At 59.9% G+C, this 13,980-nt stretch carries 16 protein-coding genes and 1 riboswitch; of the genes, 7 read left to right on the top strand and 9 right to left on the bottom strand.

The genetic code is table 11. From position 1 onward, the window contains the following. Nucleotides 1-199 precede the first annotated feature (199 nt). Nucleotides 200-829, bottom strand: a complete 630-nt coding sequence (locus tag BLU25_RS19155) for a LysE family translocator (protein ID WP_016779501.1) — start codon at nt 827-829, stop codon at nt 200-202. A gap of 80 nt (nt 830-909) precedes the next feature. On the opposite strand from BLU25_RS19155, the gene BLU25_RS19150 reads away from it, so the two are divergent. The 3 genes from BLU25_RS19150 to BLU25_RS19140 all read left to right on the top strand — a co-directional run bounded on the left by BLU25_RS19150 (nt 910) and on the right by BLU25_RS19140 (nt 3,750). Then, nucleotides 910-1,875 (top strand): 2-hydroxyacid dehydrogenase, encoded by a 966-nt coding sequence (locus BLU25_RS19150; protein ID WP_016779500.1) that lies wholly within the window; start codon nt 910-912, stop codon nt 1,873-1,875. Nucleotides 1,876-1,905: 30 nt separating this feature from the next. Next, nucleotides 1,906-2,904 carry a class I SAM-dependent methyltransferase gene (locus BLU25_RS19145; protein ID WP_016779499.1) on the top strand — a complete coding sequence of 333 codons (999 nt, stop codon included), beginning with the start codon at nt 1,906-1,908 and terminating at the stop codon, nt 2,902-2,904. A gap of 49 nt (nt 2,905-2,953) precedes the next feature. Further along, a riboswitch (yybP-ykoY riboswitch) is annotated at nt 2,954-3,075 on the top strand. Nucleotides 3,076-3,165: 90 nt separating this feature from the next. Next, the gene (locus BLU25_RS19140) at nt 3,166-3,750 is read left to right on the top strand and encodes a TMEM165/GDT1 family protein (protein WP_029611240.1); all 585 of its coding nucleotides are present in this window, start codon (nt 3,166-3,168) and stop codon (nt 3,748-3,750) included. A gap of 154 nt (nt 3,751-3,904) precedes the next feature. On the opposite strand, the gene BLU25_RS19135 is transcribed toward BLU25_RS19140, so the two are convergent. Genes BLU25_RS19135 through BLU25_RS19120 form a run of 4 tightly spaced genes read right to left on the bottom strand, consistent with a single transcriptional unit; the run spans nt 3,905 to nt 5,894 of the window. Beyond that, nucleotides 3,905-4,726, bottom strand: coding sequence for a M48 family metallopeptidase (locus BLU25_RS19135; RefSeq protein ID WP_016779497.1), 822 nt, complete (start codon nt 4,724-4,726; stop codon nt 3,905-3,907). A 34-nt stretch (nt 4,727-4,760) separates the two neighbouring features. Further along, the gene (locus BLU25_RS19130; protein WP_016779496.1) at nt 4,761-5,387 is read right to left on the bottom strand and encodes an SOS response-associated peptidase; all 627 of its coding nucleotides are present in this window, start codon (nt 5,385-5,387) and stop codon (nt 4,761-4,763) included. A 51-nt stretch (nt 5,388-5,438) separates the two neighbouring features. After that, on the bottom strand, nt 5,439-5,699 hold the full coding sequence (locus BLU25_RS19125; RefSeq protein WP_029611239.1) for a putative signal transducing protein: 261 nt from the start codon (nt 5,697-5,699) through the stop codon (nt 5,439-5,441). Between the two features lie 12 nt (nt 5,700-5,711). Beyond that, nucleotides 5,712-5,894 (bottom strand): CPXCG motif-containing cysteine-rich protein, encoded by a 183-nt coding sequence (locus tag BLU25_RS19120; RefSeq protein ID WP_029611238.1) that lies wholly within the window; start codon nt 5,892-5,894, stop codon nt 5,712-5,714. A gap of 105 nt (nt 5,895-5,999) precedes the next feature. On the opposite strand from BLU25_RS19120, the gene BLU25_RS19115 reads away from it, so the two are divergent. Then, a complete protein-coding gene (locus tag BLU25_RS19115) occupies nt 6,000-7,166 on the top strand; it encodes a 1-acyl-sn-glycerol-3-phosphate acyltransferase (RefSeq protein ID WP_037000949.1) in 1,167 nt (388 codons plus the stop codon). A 178-nt stretch (nt 7,167-7,344) separates the two neighbouring features. Beyond that, the gene (locus tag BLU25_RS19110; protein ID WP_016779492.1) at nt 7,345-7,551 is read left to right on the top strand and encodes a hypothetical protein; all 207 of its coding nucleotides are present in this window, start codon (nt 7,345-7,347) and stop codon (nt 7,549-7,551) included. A gap of 60 nt (nt 7,552-7,611) precedes the next feature. Here the strand turns inward: BLU25_RS19110 and BLU25_RS19105 are convergent, their stop codons facing one another. Next, the gene (locus tag BLU25_RS19105) at nt 7,612-8,196 is read right to left on the bottom strand and encodes a YajG family lipoprotein (protein WP_016779491.1); all 585 of its coding nucleotides are present in this window, start codon (nt 8,194-8,196) and stop codon (nt 7,612-7,614) included. Between the two features lie 156 nt (nt 8,197-8,352). On the opposite strand from BLU25_RS19105, the gene BLU25_RS19100 reads away from it, so the two are divergent. Both BLU25_RS19100 and mqo read left to right on the top strand, forming a co-directional pair. Continuing rightward, on the top strand, nt 8,353-8,586 hold the full coding sequence (locus BLU25_RS19100; protein ID WP_016779490.1) for a hypothetical protein: 234 nt from the start codon (nt 8,353-8,355) through the stop codon (nt 8,584-8,586). Between the two features lie 694 nt (nt 8,587-9,280). Continuing rightward, nucleotides 9,281-10,789, top strand: coding sequence for a malate dehydrogenase (quinone) (gene mqo / locus BLU25_RS19095; protein WP_016779489.1), 1,509 nt, complete (start codon nt 9,281-9,283; stop codon nt 10,787-10,789). 460 nt (nt 10,790-11,249) lie between these two features. On the opposite strand, the gene BLU25_RS19090 is transcribed toward mqo, so the two are convergent. Genes BLU25_RS19090 through BLU25_RS19080 form a run of 3 tightly spaced genes read right to left on the bottom strand, consistent with a single transcriptional unit; the run spans nt 11,250 to nt 13,854 of the window. After that, nucleotides 11,250-11,537, bottom strand: a complete 288-nt coding sequence (locus BLU25_RS19090; protein ID WP_016779488.1) for a PA4642 family protein — start codon at nt 11,535-11,537, stop codon at nt 11,250-11,252. 51 nt (nt 11,538-11,588) lie between these two features. Beyond that, entirely contained in the window at nt 11,589-12,083 is a 495-nt protein-coding gene (locus BLU25_RS19085) for a hypothetical protein (protein WP_016779487.1), read from the bottom strand. A 55-nt stretch (nt 12,084-12,138) separates the two neighbouring features. Then, complete coding sequence (locus tag BLU25_RS19080) at nt 12,139-13,854, bottom strand: ABC transporter ATP-binding protein/permease (RefSeq protein WP_016779486.1); 1,716 nt, start codon at nt 13,852-13,854, stop codon at nt 12,139-12,141. Between the last annotated feature and the right edge of the window lie 126 nt (nt 13,855-13,980).

The following is a 13,980-nucleotide window of genomic DNA, read 5'->3' as shown; positions in this document are numbered from 1 at the left end:
TGAAGCAAATCTGGATTTTGACAAGAACACTCCTACCCTCGTAGAAGCTGCCGAGGAACGAAGGCTGCGTCCGGCGACGCAGTCGTCGTAAAACCTGAGTTCGCTGCCTACCTGTTAAGCCGCAGACAAAGGTTTTACGATCGCTTCGCAATCGGACGCAGCCTTCGTTCCTCGGCAGCTGCTACGGGATATTTGGCGATCAATGCATCTCGGTAAACGCCAGTTTCACGCCCAGCGCCACCAGCACCGCGCCCATCGTGCGGTCAAACCAGTGGCCCATGCGGGCAAAACCGGTACGCACGCGCTGATGGCTGAACAACATCGCGACCATGCAGAACCACACCCCGGTGGCCACCGCCAGGTACACGCCATAACCGGCCTGGATCGACAGCGGTGTATGCGGGTTGATCACCACGGTAAACAGCGACAGGAAAAACAGCGTCGCCTTGGGGTTCAGGCCGTTGGTCACGAAGCCCGAGGTGAAAGCACCGCGCGCCGTGCGTTCGCCCACCGGCAAGCTGGCCGCCAGCGCCGCAGGATCGGCCGGCTTGGCCCGCAAGGCCTTGATACCGATATACAGCAGGTAAGCCGCCGCCAGCCATTTCAGGGCGTTAAACAGCACAATCGATTGCGACACGATAATGCCGATACCCAGCAACGAATAACCGACATGGACGAAAATCGCCGTGCCCACACCAAAGGCGGTAAACATCCCCGCGCGGCGACCATGGGTCACGCTCTCGCGCACCACCACGGCAAAATCAGGCCCGGGGCTGGCCACAGCCAGCAGGTGAATCAGGGCAACAGTCAAAAATTCTGTCCAGTACATGCGCCGCTCCATTACAAATTGTTTCTTCTGTTAGGCTCGCCACATTACGCCTTCATTTCACAGCACAAAAGGTACAGTTGATGACTAACACTCAGCGCGCCGTATTCCTTGATTACACCTCACTGGACCTGGGCGATCTCGACCTCGACCCGCTGCGTCGCGCCTTCGGCGACGTGCAGCTGTGCGCAGACACCACGCCAGCCAATGTGATCGAGCGTCTGCAAGGCGCCCGTGTGGCCATCAGCAATAAAGTCGTGCTCAACGCCCAAACCCTGGCTGCCTGCCCGGACCTGAAGCTGATTCTGGTGGCGGCCACCGGCACCAACAACGTCGACCTTGAGGCCGCCCGCGCCCAGGGCATCACCGTGGCCAACTGCCAGGGCTATGGCACGCCGTCGGTGGCGCAACACACCCTGGGCCTGCTGCTGGCACTGGCCACGCGCCTGGTGGACTACAACAAGGCGGTGGCCGATGGCCAGTGGCAGCAGTCGAAACAGTTCTGCCTGCTGGACTTTCCGATTGTCGAGCTGGAAGGCAAGACCCTGGGCCTGTTCGGTCACGGCGAGCTGGGCAGCGCGGTGGCGAAACTGGCCGAAGCCTTCGGCATGCGCGTGCTGATCGGCCAGATCCCCGGGCGCCCGGCCCGCGCCGGGCGCCTTGCGCTCGACGAACTGCTGCCCCAGGTCGACGCCCTGACATTTCACTGCCCGCTTACCGAGCACACGCGCAATTTTATCGGCGCCCGCGAGTTGGCCCTGCTCAAGCCCGGTGCCTTCGTGGTCAACACCGCACGCGGCGGCATGATTGACGAACAGGCACTGGCCGACGCCCTGCGCAGCGGTCACCTGGGCGGCGCCGCCACCGATGTGCTGAGCGTCGAACCGCCCCGCGACGGCAACCCGCTGCTGGCCGCCGATATTCCACGCCTGATCATCACCCCGCACAGTGCCTGGGGCAGTCGTGAAGCCCGGCAGCGGATCGTCGGCCAACTGGCGCAAAACGCCGAAGCGTTCTTCACAGGTACAGCGCTGCGGGTCGTCAGTTGATAGACTGCGCCCCTTTTTGAGGAGCAGATTATGGATCCGCGCAGTGAAGTACTGCTTCGTCAGCCTGAATACTTTCAAGGCTCGGTGCTGTTGGTCGGCTTGCCGGCTGACGAGTTGCTGAACGAATTGCCCGATGCCCACGGCTGGTGCTGGCATGCCGGTGACCAGGCCGTGCTCGACGCCCGTTTTGCCGGGCGCGTGCAGTTCGGTGTCGATATCCCTGAGCGGGCGTTCGACACCGCCGTGGTGTTTCTGCCCAAGTCCAAGGAACTGAGCGACTACGTGCTCAAGGCCGTGGCCGCCCGCCTGCCGGGTGCCGACGTGTTCCTGGTCGGTGAAAAAAAGGGCGGCATCGAAGGCGCCTCCAAGCAACTGATCCCGTTTGGCAAACCGCGCAAGCTCGACAGCGCGCGGCATTGCCAGCTGTGGCAAGTGACCGTGGAAAACGCGCCAGCGGCACCGGTGCTGCATGAGCTGGCGCAACATTACGAACTGCCGCTGGCCGAAGGCCCGCTCAAGGTCGTGAGCCTGCCCGGCGTGTTCAGCCACGGCCGCCTGGATCGCGGCAGCGCCCTGCTGCTTGAGCATCTGGACAAGCTGCCCAGCGGCCATGTGCTGGACTTTGGTTGCGGTGCGGGCGTGCTCGGAGCTGCGGTCAAACGTCGCTACCCGCACAACAACGTCACCTTGCTCGACGTGGATGCCTTCGCCACTGCCAGCAGCCGCCTGACCCTGGCCGCCAACGGCCTGGAAGGCGAAGTGATTACCGGCAACGGCATCGACGCCGCGCCGATGGGTTTGAACACGATCCTGAGCAACCCGCCGTTCCATGTCGGAGTGCACACCGATTACCACGCCACCGAGAACTTGCTGCAAAAAGCAGTCAAACATCTGAAATCAGGTGGGGAACTGCGGATTGTCGCCAACAGCTTCCTGCGCTACCAGCCGCTGATCGAAGAGCATTTCGGCGCTTGTTCGGTCAAGGCCGAGGGCCAGGGTTTCCGGATTTACAGCGCCAAGCGTCGTTGAGCCTGCCGGAAAATAAGAGCTTGCCGGATCGGATTTGCCTAGGCAGAATCCGCTCCGTCCTAGGGGAGTAGTCTCCCACGAGCGTCAAGCTCGTCCGGCATACGTCAACATACTTGGTCAACAGACCATGGCGTATGCGACCCAGGTGTCCGCACAGACGGACCGGGGTTTGACAAGACCTATGACACGAACACCTTACCCGGGGCGGGGAGGCTGTACGTGTCATAGCCGTGTCGACCCGCCCCTGGAAACCACCTGATGATGCTCGATTCCCTGCTTGTCCCTACTGCAATCGTTGCCTTGGCCGAAATCGGCGACAAGACGCAACTGCTCGCCCTTATTCTGGCCGCACGCTTTCGCAAACCCTGGCCGATAATCGCCGGTATCGTGGTCGCGACCCTGGCCAACCATGCTGCAGCCGGTGCCGTAGGCGCCTGGTTCAGTACCTTCTTCAGCGATGCCATGCTGCACTGGATCCTTGCCGCGAGCTTTACCGCCACCGCGTTGTGGACCCTGGTGCCGGACAAGATGGACGACGACGAAGCCAGCACCGCACGCAAGTACGGACCGTTCGTGACCACGTTGATCACCTTCTTCATTGCCGAAATCGGGGACAAGACCCAGGTGGCGACCGTCATGCTCGCCGCGCAGTACCCGGACTTGTGGCTGGTGATTATCGGCACCACCCTGGGCATGTTGATTGCCAACGTGCCGGTGGTATTGGCGGGCAACTTTGCCGCCGACAAACTGCCGCTGCCCCTGATCCGCCGCCTGGCTGCCACTGCGTTCGTGGTACTGGCCGTCGTGGCGGTGTACAAGGCGATGCAGATCAGCGGCTGGGTTTAAAAGCCCCTCACCCTAACCCTCTCCCAGAGGGAGAGGGAACCGATTGGGGGATGCTCCAGAGCAATACACAGCAGAAAAACTTGTACTGAACCTTGAAACAACTCGGTCAAGCCCCCTCTCCCTTTGGGAGAGGGTTGGGGTGAGGGCCAGGCCGTTACTGGGTTTTCGGCGCTTGCTGATACAGCGGCATGACCTTTGGAATGGCCGCTTGCAGCGCTGCGATCCGGCTGCTGGAAGCCGGGTGGGTGCTCATGAATTCCGGTGGCGCATTCTGTGATTGCTGGGCCATTTTCTGCCACAGGGTGATCGCCGCATTCGGGTTGTAGCCCGCACGGGCTGCCAGCTCCAGGCCGATCAGGTCCGCTTCGTTTTCATTGCTGCGGCTGTTGGGCAAGGTCAGGCTGTAGTTCACCACCGTGTCGGCCAGCCCCAAGCTGTCCTGGCCCAGCCCCAACAAGGCGCCAGCACCCTGCTTGGCGATCTCGATACCGTAGGCCTTGGACATGGATTCACGCCCGTGCTCACGCAAGGCGTGGGCAATTTCATGGCCCATGATCGCGGCAATTTCATCGTCGCTCAGCTTCAGCTGTTCGATGATCCCGCTGTAAAAAATGATCTTGCCGCCAGGGCCGCAGTTGGCGTTGAGCTCGTCACTCTTGATCAGGTTCACTTCCCAGTTCCATTGCGCGGCATCCGGGCGAAAGGCCGGGGCCTGGGCAATCAGCCGGTTGGCGATTGCCTGCAGGCGCTTGGCGTTGGCGCTGGTCTTGTCCAGGGCGCCCTTGGTACTGGCCTCGCTGACCGTCTGCTGGTATGACTGAGCATACATCTGGTCAACCTGCTGGCTCGACAGCATGCTGAACATGTACTGCTTGCGCTCTACGCCCACGGCGCCGCCATTGGTGGTATTCACCGCCTGACAGCCGCCCAGCAACAACCCGGCGCCCACGGCGCACACTACCGCTAACTTACCCATCGAAGCTCTCCATAAAGATGCTGCGCATCGTATCTCAACCCGGCGTCAGGCACTCGGGGGCATTGAGTTTGGGATCATTGACCAGATTGGCCAAAGGCCGTTCGCGCAACGCCATCTGCGGGCTGGCCAGCAGTGCCTGCAGCACATGCAGCGGGGTTTGCGGGTCAAGCCAGGCCTGCTGGCCGGCCTCATCCAGAATCAGCGGGCGGCGCTGGCTGGCGGCAGCCTGGGTGATCACCGCAGTACTGAGCCACACATGCCCAGCCACCGGGTAGGCCTCCCAGATACCGGCAAAAAACAGCGAGGAGCCCTCCCCCGGGGTCAGCCAATAGGGGCGCTTGCGGGTGGTGCCACGCCACTCGTAAAAACCGTTGGCCGGAATCAGGCAGCGACGCTCGCGCAAGGCATCGCGAAACATGGGCTGCTCGACCACGGTTTCGGCACGGGCATGGGCCGGGGTACGCGACAGGTCGGTGAGCCATGCAGGAGTCAGGCCCCAGCGCGCCCGCGCCAGTTCTCGCTGACCTGGCTCAGCACCGGCACGCAGGATCAATACCGAATCATTGGGCGAAATGTTCCACTGGGCCTGCTGATCCGCCGGAAAACCGGGCAAGGCTGCAAACGCGGGGTTCCAGCGAAACAGGGCAAAACGTCCACACATGGGGCAGCACAACTCTTCTTTTATATGGCAGTGAAAAAACCGCTGCAGGCGTCAGCAGATCAGTACATCTGCAACGCTTTCGGGCTCATCGCCCGCCACCGGCGTGGCCGCATTGTACGCATCGATCAACGCGCGTGCGCAGCGCGCCTGATCATCGGCTACCGCCAGCCCCAACAACCCCAAGGCCGGCAACTCCCCGGTACCGCCAATCAAATCGCGACCCTGCAGGGTTGCCGCAATGCCTTCACTGGCCAGCATGCCCAGCAACAATTCGGCTTCCATCAGGTTTTCCGGCTCGTAGATGCGTTGCATGGTCTTCACTCACTACTCATTCTCGGCATGCACATCGAGCATCCATTCATGACCATCGGTCTGAAGATGGAAAAGGATCGGTCGGCAACACACCGGGCAATCCTCAATGTAGCTTTGATCGCCCCCCGAAAGATCCAGTACCGCTTCTGCCGGCTCGCCACAATAGGGGCATTCATAGCGTTCAGTTTCAAGCATCGCGGTCTCCAGAGTGACTTGTGCGTATAATCGCCGGTCTATTAGCAGGGCTATTATTTTTGCCCTGCCCTGCGTACCAACCCTAGCCGTTTCCAACAAGAGAGCATGATGGGCCAATTCGATAGCATCCGACCTTACGACGACGCCGAAGTACCAGCAGTGCTGGCCCGGCTGCTCAGCGACAAGGCGTTTCTGGATATCCTGACCCACTTTCGCTTTCCGCGCCTGGCTGGCGCTTTCGGCTGGCTGTTAAAACCACTTATAGCTCATCGCCTGCGCAAAGAGTTCGCCAGCGTCAATTCAGTTGCGTCCTTGCAGGACAAGGTCGAGGTTTACGTCGACCGCACCATTGAGCATGCCACCGACGGCGTGACCTATACCGGCGTCGAGCAACTGAAATCCGGCAGCGCCTACCTGTTTCTGGCCAACCACCGCGATATCGTGATGGACCCGGCCTTCGTCAATTACGCCGTGTACCACGCCGGCCTGCCGACGCCGCGCATCGCCATTGGCGATAACCTGCTGCAAAAGCCGTTTGTCAGCGACCTGATGCGCCTGAACAAAAGCTTTATCGTGCACCGTTCGATCACCGGGCGCAGGGAAAAGCTCGCGGCCTATCAACTGTTGTCGGCCTATATCAACCACTCGATCCGTAACGACTGCCAGTCGATCTGGATTGCCCAGGCAGAAGGCCGGGCCAAGGACGGTGATGACCGTACCGACTCGGCGATCCTGAAAATGTTTCATATGAGCCGCAAGGACGAGCCGTTTGCCGAGGTCATCCAGTCGCTGAACCTGACGCCGGTTTCGATCAGCTATGAATATGATCCCTGTGACCAGGCCAAGGCCCGCGAGCTGTATATCCGCGCCACCACGGGCACCTACAGCAAGGCCCCGGGCGAAGACGACACCAGCATCGCCAACGGCATTACCGGCTATAAAGGCCGCGTGCATGTGAACTTTGCCGCCCCGGTGACCGAACCTTTCGAGGACAGCAAATTGCTTGCCGCGGAAATGGATCGTCATATTCTCAGCGGCTATCGCCTGTTTCCGGTGCACTACCTGGCGTATGCACAGTGGGCTGAGGCCGAGGCTGAGCTGCAAGTGCCTACCGCCGCCGAGGTATTCGGTGCCGAAGAGCTGGCCAAGGCCCAACAGGAATGGCAACGCCGCCTGGACGCCTGCCCGGCCGAGCATCGCCCGTATCTGGTGCTGCAGTATGCGATGCCGGTGCGTAACCAGTACCGGATCAAGGCGGGGTTGCCCCTGTAACCCCATCCACCCTTGTGGGAGCGGGCTTGCTCGCGATGGCATCAACAAGGTCAAGCAGAACGACCGAGTCGTCAGCATCGCGAGCAAGCCCGCTCCCACAGGGGTAATTTCTGCTGTCACCGTATCGTCATGTAGAGAGGCCACTCTGTGGCCCCTCGACACCGACACGGAGCTTGTCATGTTGCACGCAGAAAACCAGGACCGCCTTTACCTGATCGCCCCCAGCGACGAACAGCAGGCATTGATCGAGGGCTTGGCCTTTAACGTACAAGACCGCCACTGGCTGGTTTACTGCGCCCTGAGCGGCCACGCCCATGCCGACCTGCCCGAGACAGACTTGCTCACCGGCGTCAGCCGCCTGGAGCTGTACGCCGAAGCGGCCTGAAACCTTCGAACATAAAAAAGCCCGAACTCACCGAGTTCGGGCTTTTTGTTTTGCCTGCGATTACTCGCTGAGCAAACGACCGATGGTCGGGTCCTTGAACACCCGTGTCAGGGCGTCGCTGAGCACGTCGCTCACCAGTTTGGTGTTGGTTTCCTGATTCGGCGCCATGCCGAAGCGCTGGTCCAGGGACGCACCATAGCGGCCGCTGTAGGTACGACCACCGTTCTTCACATCCGAGCGGAAGGTCGCGCCGATGGTGGCCTCAGTCACGTACATGGTGTCCTTGGGCGACTGGTACTTGAGTTCGGCCAGGGTCACGGTCAGCGTGGGTGCGTTCATCGCATTGGCTGTCGGGGTGAAACCCAGCAGGCGCACGGCCGCTTCAGCCTGGGCTTGCAGCTTGGGAATCAGGTCGGCACTGCTGACGCTGATGGCGCTGGTTTCCGGGTACATGCCACCGCGGGTGCCCAGGGTTGGCGAAGGACGACCGTCCACCACCCGCACCACCACCGGCTGGCCACGACCCACGGGCGCAAGCTGAGTCGTCAGCTTGGGTTGCGGGCTGAGTTGTTGCGGGCTGTGGGCGCAGCCGACGAGGGTCAAACTGGTCACAGTAATCAAACCGAACAACAGGCGTTGCAACATGCTCATCTCTCCAGGACTGGGTATAACAGGCCGTCAGTATAGGGTGCCGGGCGCCTGCGAACTAGCTGCAAGCTGTCACCCTCCTGTCATGCCCAATTCATCCTGATGTCACCTGCTCAGGGCATAGTCGCAACGACTGACTCAACAGGTGCCGCCATGAATATGCTCTTGACCCTGCTCGGCTTCAACCGCCCCAACCGCTGCTTCGCCCGCCTTGATCCGGCAGGCCGCTGCCAGGCTTTCAAGCAATGCAAACAGCCGCCGGTCGGCGACAGCTGGGTCGAAATCGAAGAAATCCGCCTTATCTGGTTGCACCAGGTGCTACCCGCCAACGCCCGTATTGCCTCACCCGCACGGCGTTCGGCGGTGCAACCGCTGCTGGGCCTCTGACCGACGCACCAATAAAACTCATTTAACAGGATCAATTGCCCACGTTTCTTCGCTACAATCTCCCCCCGATTATAAGGACGTCTCCTGATCGGGCCCCGCAGCATCGCTAATGCGCTTGTATTGGCACCCCAAAACCGCCCACAGAGAGCCGCCCACACAGATCATGTGAAGCTGGTGCGCTTGAATTTCATGGCGTAACCCCCACTTTTTACATGATCTGCCAGAGCTGTCATCACGCTCGGCCCCTGGTTCGGTGCCTGGCTTGCGACAGCCCTTTTTTGAGGTTCACGTATCCAAAAGAGCGTGAAAAAAAAACGGGTTTCACAACTTCACAAGAGTGTGGCGAGCAAATGAAAAGTTTTGCGTCTGAACATGCACCATTAGCGTCTGAAATTGCTTCACCAAGCAGGATCGAAGTCGGCTCCACAGCACAAGACTGAAGCCTGTCCGCTCACGGATTTGGTTGCACGAACGGACGCTCTAGACATTAAGTCGAATTGCCTCCCGGGGACTGAAATGCGTTCATATGAACCTTGAAGGCCCGGTTGGTGGCGTCCGCTGAAGCTGCAAGAAATTGCGAAGAATCGGACATGGCGATCCTGGCCACGAGTGGCCCGGGGCTAATCAGACACACGCCCCGGACTCCTGGCAGCTATGCCGTCAATTTGGTGCCGTAGATTTTGGAGACGCGTTAATGGCGCATAACGAAGCAGTCGACGTAGTACTGGTTGGAGCGGGCATCATGAGTGCCACCCTCGCCGTACTGCTCAAAGAGCTCGACCCCGGCATTAAGCTGGAAGTTGTTGAGCAGATGGACTCGGGTGCCGCGGAGAGTTCCAACCCGTGGAACAACGCAGGTACCGGTCACGCTGGTCTTTGTGAGCTGAACTACACGCCGCAGGCGGCTGACGGTTCGATCGACATCAAGAAGGCTGTGCATATCAATGCCCAGTTCGAAGTGTCGAAACAGTTTTGGGCCTACCTGGCACAAAAAGGCACCTTCGGTTCATGCAAGTCCTTCATCAGCCCGGTTCCTCACCTGAGCTACGTTGAAGGCGAAAAAGGCGTGTCCTTCCTGAAAAAACGCTTTGAAGTGCTGAGCAAGCACCATGCGTTTGCCGACATGGAATACACCGAAGACAAAGCCAGGATGACCGAGTGGATGCCCCTGATGATGCCGGGCCGCCCTGCGGACCAGCACATCTCGGCCACCCGTGTGGAGCATGGCACCGACGTCAACTTCGGCGCCCTGACCCAGCAACTGCTCAAGCATCTGGCCAGCGCACCGGACACCCAGATCAAGTACAGCAAAAAAGTCACCGGCCTCAAGCGCAACGGCAGCGGCTGGACGGTGAGCATCAAGGACACCAACAGCGGCAACACCCGCCACGTTGATGCCAAATTCGTGTTCCTCGGTGCCGGTGGCGCGGCTTTGCCGCTGCTGCAAGCTTCGGGCATCGAAGAAAGCAAAGGCTATGGCGGCTTCCCGGTCAGCGGCCAATGGCTGCGTTGCGACAACCCGGAAGTGGTCAAGCTGCACCAGGCCAAGGTTTACAGCCAGGCCGCAGTGGGTTCGCCACCGATGTCGGTACCGCACCTGGACACCCGTGTAGTGGATGGCAAAAAGTCGCTGCTGTTCGGGCCTTATGCCGGTTTCACCACCAAGTTCCTCAAGCACGGTTCGTTCCTTGACCTGCCGATGTCGATCCGCCTGGGCAATATCGGGCCGATGCTGGCCGTGGCTCGCGACAACATGGACCTGACCAAGTACCTGGTCAGCGAAGTGCGCCAGTCGATGGAGCAACGCCTGGAGTCACTGCGTCGTTTCTATCCGCAGGCCAAGGCTGAAGACTGGCGTCTTGAGATTGCCGGGCAACGGGTGCAGATCATCAAGAAAGACCCGAAAAAGGGCGGCGTCCTGCAGTTCGGTACCGAACTGGTTGCGGCCAAGGACGGCTCGCTGGCCGCTCTGCTGGGCGCTTCGCCAGGCGCTTCGGTCACCGTTTCGATCATGCTCGACCTGATCGAACGCTGCTTTGCGCAAAAAGCCACCGGCGAGTGGGCGGCCAAGCTCAAGGAAATCTTCCCGGCACGGGAAAAGGTCCTCGAAACCGACGCCGACCTGTACCGTGAAATCAGCACCCGCAACTCCGAGTTGCTGGAACTGGTTGCACCACAGAGCGCCAATACCAGCATCGCGTAATGCCACACTGACGTTTCACACGTCAAAAAAAGCCCCTCGCCCTGTTTCAGGGCGAGGGGCTTTTTTGTTGCCCTGATTCGGGGCACTGTAAAGCGTGTGTAACTCTTTACTCTGTGGATACTCTGTAGCAGGTCGAGCCCAATCAAAAGCCCCTCACCCTAGCCCTCTCCCGGAGGGAGAGGGAACTGACCACCCGTGGCCTCAATATCTCCACAGATCAGCCCCCTCTCCCTCCGGGAGAGGGTTGGGGTGAGGGGCTTTTTTGTTGCCCTGTATCGGGCCGCTGCAAAGGCGTAAGCCCAATGCAAGGTAACTCATGAATCAGAACACGAAACAAGATCCGTAGCAGCTGCAGGAACACTGCAACTGTGGGAGCGAGCCTGCTCGCGAAGGTCGTTCGCGAGCAGGCTCGCTCCCACAATAGGGCTTGATCTGCAACAGAGTATCTACAGGGGGTGGGTCAACCGCGAGCCTGGTCGATCAGCTCGATGTACTCGTCTGCATTGCGCTGGTCCTTGATGATGTCCACGAACGTCTGACCCTGTTCGTCTTTGCCATCCAGGTCGTAGCCGGCTTCCTTGAAGAAAGTCAGGAAGCGCCCAAAGTCATCGATGCGCAGGCCGCGGTAAGCCTTGATCAGTTTGTGCAGCGACGGCGAAGTGGCGTCCACGGGCTCAAAGTCCAGGAACAACTTGATCTGCTCGTCGCCGATCTCGTCACCAATCAACTGCTTTTTGTCTTTACGCATATCCGGCTCCAGCCTGCTGATACTTCACGGGGCCCGCAGTTTACCCAAGGCTTATCGTGCGCGCACGCTGCCGGTGTGCAAGTCGGCCCAAATATGGCCATTGGCATAGGTCAAAAATTGTACATAGAGCGTGTCGTTGCGCAGCAGGTCAATCACCACGCGGTACTGGCTCTGCGGGTAGGAAAGGCTCAGGGTTCGGGTCTTGCTGTCGAACACAGGCTTTTTAAGGCTTTTGCTTTCACCATCGAACGAAATCAGCACCTGGCGCACGGTCGCACCCTGGCTCATGGGCTTGCCCTTCAAGCGCACCAGCAAGGGCGAAGTGACCGGGATCGGCTGTTGGTTGGACTGGCGCTGGCTGCCCACCACCACCGAGTACGAGGTAACCAGCATCAGTTGTTGCTGCTCGGGCACCTCGCTGCGCAACTGCAGGTCGTCGGCAGGCAGAAACTGCCCATGCAACAACGGCGTAGCAACAGGTGCCGCCGCCAGAGGCAGGCTGGCCAGCAGCAGGCTCACGGCCGCACTGCGAAATAGAAGGCTCATGTCAGGATCCAGAAAGCGGGAAGCAGCACTCTAGCATGTTGCCCGCCCGCCCCTTCTACTGCGCAACCAGTTGCCCTTCGACGATCCGCACATGCTGTGGATGAAAGCGCGCAAGGCTGCTGCGATGGCCGACACTGATAATGCTCAAGCCCGGCAGTTGATCGATCAGGGCCTGGTACACCATGGCTTCGTCCTCCTCATCCATTGCCGAGGTCGATTCGTCCATATACAGCCATTGCGGGCGATACAGCAGCGCCCGGGCAAAGGCCAGGCGCTGCTGCTCACCACCCGACAGCAGCCGCTGCCAGTGGTTAACCTCGTCGAGCTTGGAGATCAGATGCTCCAGGCGGCACGTGCGCAGCACCTGTTCATAACACTCGTTGCTGTAGGTCTCGCCGGTCTGTGGATAACTCAGGGCATCGCGCAAGGTGCCGATGGGCAAGTAGGGTTTTTGCGGCAAAAACAGCGCCCGCTCACGCGGTAAACGGATCGCCCCGCCACCCCGCGGCCACAGCCCGCCCATCGCCCGCAGCAAGGTGCTTTTACCGCTGCCGGAGCGCCCGCTGAGCATCAGCCGCTCACCGTCCTGCACCTGCAGGCTGGCGCCATGCAACAGCGGCCGACCATCGGCCAGATCGAGACTCAGGTCTTTGATCTGCAACTCTTCGCCCTGGTGCTGTACATCAATCGCCGGCAAGCGCTGCTCATTGTCGGTCATGGCCTGACGAAAGCTCAGCAGACGATCGCAGGTGGCACGCCATGCCGCCAGAGTCACATAGGCATCGATAAACCAGCTGAAGTTTTCTTGCACATTGCTGAAGGCCGAGTTGATTTGCATCAGCTCGCCCAGCTCGATCTTGCCGGCAAAGTAGCGCGGCGCGGCCACGACAAACGGAAAGATAATGGCGATCTGCGAGTAACCGGCAGTGAAAAACGTCAGGCGTTTTTGCACCTTCATTTGCGTCCAGAAGTTTTTCCAGACCTTGTTGAATCGGGTACTCAGGCGCTCATGCTCATTGGCCTCGCCGTTGTACAAGGCAATGCTTTCGGCATTTTCGCGCACCCGCACCATCGAGAAACGCAAGTCAGCTTCGAAGCGCTGTTGCTGGTTGCTCAGGCCGATCAGCCGTCGACCGATCAGATGCGCCAGCCAGCTGCCCACGGCGGCGTACAACAGTGCGCACCAGAACATGTAACCGGGAATGGTGATGCCAAAAACCTCAATGCTGCCCGATACACCCCACAGGATGATCGAAAACGACACCAGACTGACTACGTTGCGGATCAACCCCAGGCCCAGGGTGAGCGTGCTGTCGGTGAACGAATTGATATCTTCACTGATGCGCTGGTCAGGGTTGTCGGTATAACCGCCCTGCTCCAGCTGGTAGTAGTTCTTGTGCGCCAGCCAGCGTGAGAAGTGCTGCTCGGTCAGCCAGCGACGCCAGCGAATGGTCAGCATCTGGGTCAAATAGAGCCTGTACACCGCACCGACAATACCTGCCGCAGCAATGATCCCGAAGTAGCCGATCAAGCTCCAGAACGCCTTGGCATCCTTGTTTTCCAGCGCGTTGTAGAAGTCCTTGTACCAGTGGTTGATCCACACCGAGATGCCCACGCTGACCAGCGACAGGGCGACCACGGCGATCAACAGCAACCACGCCTTGGTACGTTCTTCACTGCGCCAGTAAGGGGTTATGAGGCGCCAGACCCGAGGGATGAAATTCCCACGCACAGCATCATTCACGACAGAAGGCTCAGCGTTCTGATTCATCGTTCAGGCTCGTTGGGAGTAAAGAGCAACCTGCAAGCCGGTCAGGACGACCGGCCCACGACGCTGGGACACGTCTTGTTACAGGTTAGAAGCTGTAGCCGTCAGCATGCAAGGTGCATTGCACGC

The organism is Pseudomonas fragi (assembly GCF_900105835.1).
Classification (GTDB): Bacteria; Pseudomonadota; Gammaproteobacteria; order Pseudomonadales; family Pseudomonadaceae; genus Aquipseudomonas; species Aquipseudomonas fragi.
This window is presented reverse-complemented; position numbering and strand designations above follow the sequence as displayed.

Excerpts from the sequence above, each read along its gene's own strand:
- BLU25_RS19155 (WP_016779501.1), bottom strand. The coding sequence starts at position 829 with ATGTACTGGACAGAATTTTTGACTGTTGCCCTGATTCACCTGCTGGCT.
- BLU25_RS19150 (WP_016779500.1), top strand. The coding sequence starts at position 910 with ATGACTAACACTCAGCGCGCCGTATTCCTTGATTACACCTCACTGGAC.
- BLU25_RS19145 (WP_016779499.1), top strand. The coding sequence starts at position 1,906 with ATGGATCCGCGCAGTGAAGTACTGCTTCGTCAGCCTGAATACTTTCAA.
- BLU25_RS19140 (WP_029611240.1), top strand. The coding sequence starts at position 3,166 with ATGCTCGATTCCCTGCTTGTCCCTACTGCAATCGTTGCCTTGGCCGAA.
- BLU25_RS19135 (WP_016779497.1), bottom strand. The coding sequence starts at position 4,726 with ATGGGTAAGTTAGCGGTAGTGTGCGCCGTGGGCGCCGGGTTGTTGCTG.
- BLU25_RS19130 (WP_016779496.1), bottom strand. The coding sequence starts at position 5,387 with ATGTGTGGACGTTTTGCCCTGTTTCGCTGGAACCCCGCGTTTGCAGCC.
- BLU25_RS19125 (WP_029611239.1), bottom strand. The coding sequence starts at position 5,699 with ATGCAACGCATCTACGAGCCGGAAAACCTGATGGAAGCCGAATTGTTG.
- BLU25_RS19120 (WP_029611238.1), bottom strand. The coding sequence starts at position 5,894 with ATGCTTGAAACTGAACGCTATGAATGCCCCTATTGTGGCGAGCCGGCA.
- BLU25_RS19115 (WP_037000949.1), top strand. The coding sequence starts at position 6,000 with ATGATGGGCCAATTCGATAGCATCCGACCTTACGACGACGCCGAAGTA.
- BLU25_RS19110 (WP_016779492.1), top strand. The coding sequence starts at position 7,345 with ATGTTGCACGCAGAAAACCAGGACCGCCTTTACCTGATCGCCCCCAGC.
- BLU25_RS19105 (WP_016779491.1), bottom strand. The coding sequence starts at position 8,196 with ATGTTGCAACGCCTGTTGTTCGGTTTGATTACTGTGACCAGTTTGACC.
- BLU25_RS19100 (WP_016779490.1), top strand. The coding sequence starts at position 8,353 with ATGAATATGCTCTTGACCCTGCTCGGCTTCAACCGCCCCAACCGCTGC.
- mqo (WP_016779489.1), top strand. The coding sequence starts at position 9,281 with ATGGCGCATAACGAAGCAGTCGACGTAGTACTGGTTGGAGCGGGCATC.
- BLU25_RS19090 (WP_016779488.1), bottom strand. The coding sequence starts at position 11,537 with ATGCGTAAAGACAAAAAGCAGTTGATTGGTGACGAGATCGGCGACGAG.
- BLU25_RS19085 (WP_016779487.1), bottom strand. The coding sequence starts at position 12,083 with ATGAGCCTTCTATTTCGCAGTGCGGCCGTGAGCCTGCTGCTGGCCAGC.
- BLU25_RS19080 (WP_016779486.1), bottom strand. The coding sequence starts at position 13,854 with ATGAATCAGAACGCTGAGCCTTCTGTCGTGAATGATGCTGTGCGTGGG.